Genomic DNA, 5,766 nt, shown 5'->3' with positions numbered 1-5,766 from the left:
AGGTCATAACTGTAAGGGTTTGCCATAGGAATGCACAAATCAATCACTTCTCTATATATCCTACGTCCTAACTGAGATGGCGACTGCTATACTTGACGAATTGCCAGTAGCCGTGCAGCCCTAGATTTCAGAATCAGCTTCTGGAGTGACCGCGCTTTCCGCATGTCGCCTGCTTTAACTGCTTTGAACAATCGAACTTGTAAGCCAAGCAAGTTGCGTCGGAATTTCTTCCAAGGTAATTTGCTCCAAGATTCACTAGTGTTATCACTGTGTCCAATCATGCTTTACTCTATCCTGATTGTTTTCTGAACACCTCAGACCAATTACAGTCTGTCCTACCCGAATTAAAGGAATTCAGCCGCTCGTCTGGCTTACCTGGGTTTCGACCGTTCCCAAGACCTTTAACTCGTTTTTATTCGTTCCCCGGATGGGATTATTATGTGCCGTTAGGTGGAACCAATTCAACCGCTAGAATCCCTTACTCATGCCACTCGCGTTGGTAACGTTGGCGGGATTTTGTCTCTAACGAAGTCAGGGGTTTTGTGTTATGCCCTGCGTCCGAATAGGTTGCTTTTCCAGGTTCTGCTTTCACCTTGTGCACTCCCCATTAGCGCCAGTGTCAGCCCATAACAGCCGTCTGGTTGCGCCCTGTTCCCAGCTTCAGTCTCCAACATTCCGAGTTTGGTCGCTGTGGGCAGGTAAGGAGTCACCCCTGAGTTTGGGGGGGAGGGTTTTCACTTCCATCTCTTCCGGAGTTCATCTGTTGTCAGATAGTTAGCTTATTTACGGATTGATTACCGAGATTCGGCTAACAACGAATCGCACACCAACATTCGGTTATTTGTTGGTATTACAGATCCATTTTTTTTTAACCCTTACAGCTACTGACTTACACCTTATCGAGCGTGCCATTCGTCCTTGGGATGATTAATGTTTAGAACCCCTGCTAAATTGTTGCCTATCTCCCCTGAAATTTTTCGCTCTCCTTTTTGGGGCAAGGTCATCAAGCCGATCGTAATCGTTCGATGTCTCGCATCGGTGGTGCACCGAATAGGCGGGAATATTCCCGGCTGAACTGTGAGGGACTTTCGTACCCGACCTGATAGGCAGCAGAGGTTGCATCGCAATTTTCCGTCAGCATCAGGCGACGGGCTTCCAACAGTCTTAACTGCTTTTGATATTGAAGTGGACTCATCGAGGTCACTTGCTTGAAGTGCTGATGAAACGACGAAGTAGACATCCTTACCTGCTTTGCTAAGTCCTCAACTCGCATTGGCTGAGTAAACTTAGACTTGATCCGTTTGATCGCTGAAGCAATCCGCTGCATACTGCTGCCAGATGTAGCAATTTGACGCACGGCTTCACTTTGTTCCCCGATTAGCAGACGGTAGTAGAGTTCCCGAATCATCATCGGTGCCAGCATGGGAATATCCTGTGGCGTATCTAAGAGCTTAGTAAGGCGAAGGGCACAGTCAAGCAACGTGGCATCAACGTTGCTCACAAATAAGCCTCGGACGGAGTTCTCTTTCTTCGCTGAACTAAAATTCATTTGAGCAGCCATTTCACAAAGTTGCATTGGGTCTAGGGTCAGCTTTAATCCTAAATACGGCTGATCGGTTGTCGCCTCAACAATACACCCACCGATGGGGAGATCAACTGAGACAACAAGACATTGCCCTATTTCATACGGATACGTTTCCTCTCCCAGCACTATGTCTTTCTTGCCTTGAACGAGAATGGCCAGACGCGGTTCATAATCCTGGTAAATGACGGCAGATGACGCATTTGATCGCGAAAAGCTCAATGGTGCGATCGCAGTTGGATAGACAAGGTTGTCATTGGGTTCGGTGTGTCGCGCCACTAATGCCGCCAGCGCTTGGCACTGATCTGCAACTACCTCAGAATTGGGGATTTCGACTGTCATAGTAAAGCCTCAACTCATTCAATGCCCTACACGATTATAGAATGTCTTCAAGTAATCCATGCTGGAGAATTAGGCAATGATTAAAGAGTTTTAGGCATTAACAATGCTGGATCGAATGAATAGGATGAAAGCATCTCAAGCGAGACCTTAAAGAGTCTGAAGAACGATACCGCATTTCTTTCCTGAAACAATTAAAAACTTCTTGGAGGAAATGGCAATCCGTCCAAACAAACTTTGTCAGCAGTTTTACGCCTCCAAACCCCTCAATAACAATTGAAGCAATGAGCAGGAGAACCTATTTATGCAAAATACTCCCCAACAAATGAAAGCAATGGCTGTGGACGAGTTCGGCGGCCCTGACAAGCTGACTTTACACACCTTACCCGTGCCTACGGTAGATGTGGGCGAAGTTCTGATTCGCATCGAGACCGCTGGAGTTGGCATCTGGGATGAAATAGAGCGGAAAGGCGATTTGCCATATAACGAAGTTCACTTTCCGCGTGTGTTGGGCGGCGAATGTGCAGGCACTATTGTTGCCATTGGCGATGGCGTTGAGCGTTTTGCTGTTGGCGATCGCGTTTACGCCCAGAGCTTCATGAATGACAAGGGCGGTAGCTATGCAGAATACGTGGTCGTATCTGAAAAGACGGTCGCGCCGATGCCCGATAATCTTGATATGCAGATGGCGGGTGGGTTGTCCATTACTGGTATAACGGCACTAAGCAATTTGCAAGCGCTAGGGGCGGGCAACGAAACCAAATTAATGCTGTGGGGCGCGAGCGGTGGCGTTGGTCACGTGACGCTGCAACTGGCTAAACGCATGGGGGCGCACGTTTTCGCGATCGCATCGGGTGCAGACGGTGTAGCTTTGGCTCAGCAGTTGGGTGCCGATGAAGCAGTGGACGGACACAGCAACGACATTGTGCAACGTGCCCGCGCTTTTGCGCCCGATGGCTTCGATACTGCGCTGGTGCTGGTGAGCGGCGACACCGTTCAATCCACGCTCTCGTTGGTGCGTCAGGGCGGAATTATCTCCTTTCCTAATGGCGTGATGCCCGAACCCAAAGCGCCCGACGGTGTGGAACTCAAGAAGGCAAATGGCTTCGCCGACCCGATATTGTTAGACGAACTTAACCGATTGATCGACATGGGTGAGTTTCAAGTTCACATCGCGCAGACGTTTGCGCTGGAAGAGGCGGCACAAGCGCAGTCAGCGATGAAACAGCATTATCTGGGCAAAATCGTGTTGCACGTGAGCGGCGAATAAGTGCTGATTGAGTTTCCAGCTTTTGCAACAACTCTACTCTTAACAAACCCTGACATTCTTCATTTCGACATCTTTGCAAGAAAAATACCGATGAATCTCACTGACAACACCATTCTCATCACTGGCGGCACAAGCGGCATCGGTCGTGCGCTTGCCGAGGCGTTCTATCAACGCGGTAATCAAGTCATCATCGCGGGTCGCCGTCAACATCTCCTTGACGAAATCACTGCTGCTCACTCCGGGATGCACGGGATTCAACTTGATGTCCAAGACTAGGCGGACATCGAAGCCTTTGCGTCCCGCATTCAAGAACAGTTCCCTAAACTTAATGTTCTGATCAACAATGCCGGAATCTCTAAAACCGAAGACCTCACCTCAGACTCGATCGATTTCTCCGTGATCCAGTCTACGATTCAGACTAACATTATCGGTGTACTTCAACTCACGGCGGCACTCCTGGCGACTCTCAAACAGCAGCCGCATTCAACGATTATCACCACCACCTCTGGCTTGGCTTTCGTTCCCATCAGTCCATATCCGACTTATTGCGCGAGCAAGGCTTTTCTTCACTCCTGGTTGCAGTCGCTCCGCGTTCAGCTTCAGGAAACCTCCGTGGAGATTCTTGAACTTGCCCCACCCTATGTACAGACGGAGCTTGGCGGGGCTAGTCAGGCGACTGATCCAGCTGCAATGCCACTGGCTGACTATATTGCTGAAGTGATGCAGATTCTCAGCACTCCAAACCCACCCCACGGCGAAATCCTTGTTAATCGTGTCAAAGCATATCGATTTGCCGAAAGGAACGGTGACTATGAGCAAATATTCGCGAGCCGCAACAAACAATGATCCGCGCTCTTAATCTATCGATCAGCAGGAGAGGTCTTTGATCGCACGCAGCGACATCAATAAAAAATGGACTCTCGGAAAAGATTCGTTAAATCACTAAAAAATTCTTGGAGAAACTAGCTATATGTCCGAGCAAACGAACCTTGGTGGCAATTTTACGCTACCAAATACTTCAATAACAGTGAAGCGTATAGGTTATGGTGCCATGCAACTCGCGGGTTCAAATGTCTGGGGTGCGCCGCGAGATGTAGATGCAGCCGTTGCTGTTTTGCACGAAGCGATTGCCCTTGGCATTAATCACATCGATACGAGCGACTTCTACGGACCTCACATCACAAATCAGATTATCCGACAAGCGCTGCATCCCTACCCAGAAAATTTGGTGATTGTGACCAAGGTGGGGGCGCGTCGTCCCGCAGATGGGTCATGGTTGCCCGCGCTATCGCGACAGGATCTGGCTGAGGCGATTCATGACAACCTGCGTAATCTTGGACTTGATGCGATCGATGTCGTCAATCTCCGCTTGATGGGTGATGGTCACGGAACATCGGAGGGTTCTCTCGCCGAGCCGCTAACGACCTTAGCCGAACTTAAGAAGCAGGGATTAATTCGTCACCTCGGTTTGAGCAATGTCACGCCTACACAACTAGCAGAGGCACAAACGATCGCGGAGATTGTCTGTGTGCAGAACCAGTACAACGTGGCACACCGGGAAGATGACGCTTTCATTGACGACCTCGCGAAGCTGGGAATTGCTTATGTGCCGTTCTTCCCGCTGGGTGGGTTCACGCCGCTACAATCTTCGGTACTTGAAAGCGCCGCCAAGTCCTTAGACGCAACACCGATGCAAGTAGCGCTAGCATGGTTGCTTCAGCGCTCCCCCAATATCTTGCTGATTCCCGGCACGTCATCAGTTGAGCATCTGCGTGAGAATATCAAAGCTGCCTCACTGCAACTTCCACAGCAAACGGTGGCTGACCTAAACGCGATCGCGGCAAAACCGCTGGCAGATCGCTTGACTTAATACTTTGAGCTTTGACACAAACTGCTTGAGTGCGACACGTTCCCTCGCAACTCTCATCCTCTGAGTCCACATCCCCAGCAAATATATTTGCTGGGGGAACTTCAGCTTAAATTTTTGCATTTTCCCAACAATGGGTCAGAAGTTGGTATTTGAGTTCAAACTACTTTTATTGACTCTCACAATCTGATCGATGTATGCCTTGAAACTGGCGGGTACACTGTAGTTAGGCGGCTCGCTTGAGTATAAATCGGGTGTATATTTGAGATCGCTTCTGTGGTAGCTTCCTAAGCGTCCAAAACGTCAATATTAAAAGGGGGGATGATGACAACAATCTCGAAAGACAATCAAGTTATCACGCTCATTAACGTCTTCACCGTCGAGCCGGAGAACCAACAAAGATTGGTCGAGATGCTCGTCGAGGCCACCGAAAAAACGATGAAGCATTTACCTGGCTTTGTCTCAGCCAATATTCATAAGAGTTCGGACGGGGTGCGAGTGACGAATTATGCCCAGTGACGCGTGAGGATTTCAAGGCGATGCAAAAGAACCCGGAAGCGACGGCGCACATGAAACCGATCATGGAGATAGCGAAGTTCGATGCTCATTTGTATCATCAGTGAGAGGTTAGAGTGATTGCACTTTTGTCAAGAGGGTGCGGGAAAAGGCGATAAATCCAGCTTTGAGACTGGCTTTCGTATGGCTTTG

General features: G+C 49.2%; 4 protein-coding genes and 2 pseudogenes. 4 read left to right on the top strand and 2 right to left on the bottom strand.

Going from position 1 to position 5,766, the window contains the following annotated elements; translation table 11 throughout:
- Positions 1-89 precede the first annotated feature (89 nt).
- Together V7K21_RS25895 and V7K21_RS25890 are read right to left on the bottom strand one after the other, a co-directional pair.
- Positions 90-281 (bottom strand): annotated as a pseudogene (locus V7K21_RS25895) (reverse transcriptase N-terminal domain-containing protein); the annotation flags it as partial.
- A 722-nt stretch (positions 282-1,003) separates the two neighbouring features.
- Positions 1,004-1,924 (bottom strand): AraC family transcriptional regulator, encoded by a 921-nt coding sequence (locus tag V7K21_RS25890; protein ID WP_335178296.1) that lies wholly within the window; start codon positions 1,922-1,924, stop codon positions 1,004-1,006.
- 301 nt (positions 1,925-2,225) lie between these two features.
- Between V7K21_RS25890 and V7K21_RS25885 the strand changes: the two genes are divergently transcribed.
- The 4 genes and pseudogenes from V7K21_RS25885 (at position 2,226) to V7K21_RS25870 (ending at position 5,577) form a co-directional block, all read left to right on the top strand.
- Positions 2,226-3,191 carry a quinone oxidoreductase family protein gene (locus V7K21_RS25885; protein ID WP_335178294.1) on the top strand — a complete coding sequence of 322 codons (966 nt, stop codon included), beginning with the start codon at positions 2,226-2,228 and terminating at the stop codon, positions 3,189-3,191.
- Between the two features lie 90 nt (positions 3,192-3,281).
- Positions 3,282-4,037: pseudogene (locus tag V7K21_RS25880) on the top strand (SDR family oxidoreductase).
- Positions 4,038-4,161: 124 nt separating this feature from the next.
- Positions 4,162-5,061 (top strand): aldo/keto reductase family oxidoreductase, encoded by a 900-nt coding sequence (locus tag V7K21_RS25875; protein ID WP_335178292.1) that lies wholly within the window; start codon positions 4,162-4,164, stop codon positions 5,059-5,061.
- Positions 5,062-5,379: 318 nt separating this feature from the next.
- Complete coding sequence (locus V7K21_RS25870) at positions 5,380-5,577, top strand: antibiotic biosynthesis monooxygenase (RefSeq protein ID WP_335178290.1); 198 nt, start codon at positions 5,380-5,382, stop codon at positions 5,575-5,577.
- Positions 5,578-5,766: the final 189 nt, after the last annotated feature.

This window comes from Nostoc sp., assembly GCF_036919595.1.
GTDB lineage: Bacteria > Cyanobacteriota > Cyanobacteriia > Cyanobacteriales > Nostocaceae > Nostoc.
The sequence above is the reverse complement of the archived record's forward strand: the minus strand, read 5'-3'. Positions and strand labels throughout refer to the sequence as shown.

Excerpts from the sequence above, each read along its gene's own strand:
- V7K21_RS25890 (WP_335178296.1), bottom strand. The coding sequence starts at position 1,924 with ATGACAGTCGAAATCCCCAATTCTGAGGTAGTTGCAGATCAGTGCCAA.
- V7K21_RS25885 (WP_335178294.1), top strand. The coding sequence starts at position 2,226 with ATGCAAAATACTCCCCAACAAATGAAAGCAATGGCTGTGGACGAGTTC.
- V7K21_RS25875 (WP_335178292.1), top strand. The coding sequence starts at position 4,162 with ATGTCCGAGCAAACGAACCTTGGTGGCAATTTTACGCTACCAAATACT.
- V7K21_RS25870 (WP_335178290.1), top strand. The coding sequence starts at position 5,380 with ATGATGACAACAATCTCGAAAGACAATCAAGTTATCACGCTCATTAAC.